The organism is Flavobacterium sp. FG139, assembly GCF_057809695.1.
In genome coordinates this window covers 1-1239 of sequence record NZ_JBMDKL010000043.1, presented here as the reverse complement: position 1 = coordinate 1239, position 1239 = coordinate 1, and the positions used below count along the sequence as shown (strand labels likewise).

Genomic DNA, 1239 nt, shown 5'->3' with positions numbered 1-1239 from the left:
CAGTAGGAGCGAGCTATCCATCGGGTGTATACAATGTGATTGTATCACAAGATGAAAGTATTAAAACTTTACGTGTAATTAAGCGATAAATTCTTAATACATATCTTAAAAAATAAAAACCCTTCTCATTGATTTGAGAAGGGTTTTTTAATATACGTAGTTTGTCGTATGTTAAAAATCAATAGGCCTCTGTACCTTTGAGAAAAGTTTCGGTTGTGATATTATTTTACCAAATATCTGATAATTTGTTAACACGAAAACGTTATAGTGTATCAGACTGTTATTTTTATGTGTCAAATTAATTATTTTTATTGTCCCAAATTTAAAAGAGTATACTGTTAAATCTTTAAAATTACTTTTTATGAAACAAAAATTACAAAAAATTAAAACAGGATTTTTATTGATAATGCTGTTCATTGGTTCATGGTCATTTGGGCAATCGGCTGGTTTTAATACCACTTTTATTGTGTTAAATATCAACGGACAAGGAAATACGTATTATGATTTGCAAGCAACAACTGGAAATCCAGATTTTAATGGGGCTAATCTCGGTTCGTTTTGTCAAGGATCGAGTGGTATTATTTTTAAAGGAGCGGAACACAACAACTACAAGTGTGGTTCGTGTAATATATCAAGCACTCAAATTTCGTATAGTGTTTATTTAACCTCAGGACCACAAGGAACGTTTAACAATAGAAACATTGGATTTACTTCCGATTTTGCTAATGGATGTGGTGGTAGAGACCAGCGTTGGAGTTCAACTTCTTATAGTGATGACATCATCGCAGGTAATAGTTTGCCACCGGGCAATTATACTTTGGAAGTCTATTCTTCTCAACAAACATCCTGTTCTGGAACGCAATATGCCAGTAATGGAGGGTTGAATTACAAAGCTTTTTTTACTGTAGCAGCTAATGTAACCTATTATCAAGATGCAGATAATGATGGTTTTGGAAATCCTTCTGTAGCACAAACCAATTGTACAGGTGCTCCTGTTGGTTATGTAACCAATAATTTAGATTCAAATGATAATTTAGTAACCTATACTGATGCTGATGGTGATGGATTTGGTTCGAATATAAAAGCGCCTTCTGGTGTTACCAATAACACCGATTGTAACGACAATCAATTACAATATTTAGATGCTGATGGCGATGGTTTTGGTTCTCCTGATTTAGTAGCTTGTGGGGTAACTAATAATTCTGATTGTTATCCAAACACATTAACCTACGTTGATGG

Annotated in this window: 1 pseudogene; it reads left to right on the top strand. The window is 33.6% G+C overall.

Features of this window, described 5'->3' with window-relative positions:
• Positions 1-361: 361 nt before the first annotated feature.
• Positions 362-1239, top strand: a pseudogene (locus ACODSI_RS15020) (hypothetical protein); the annotation flags it as partial.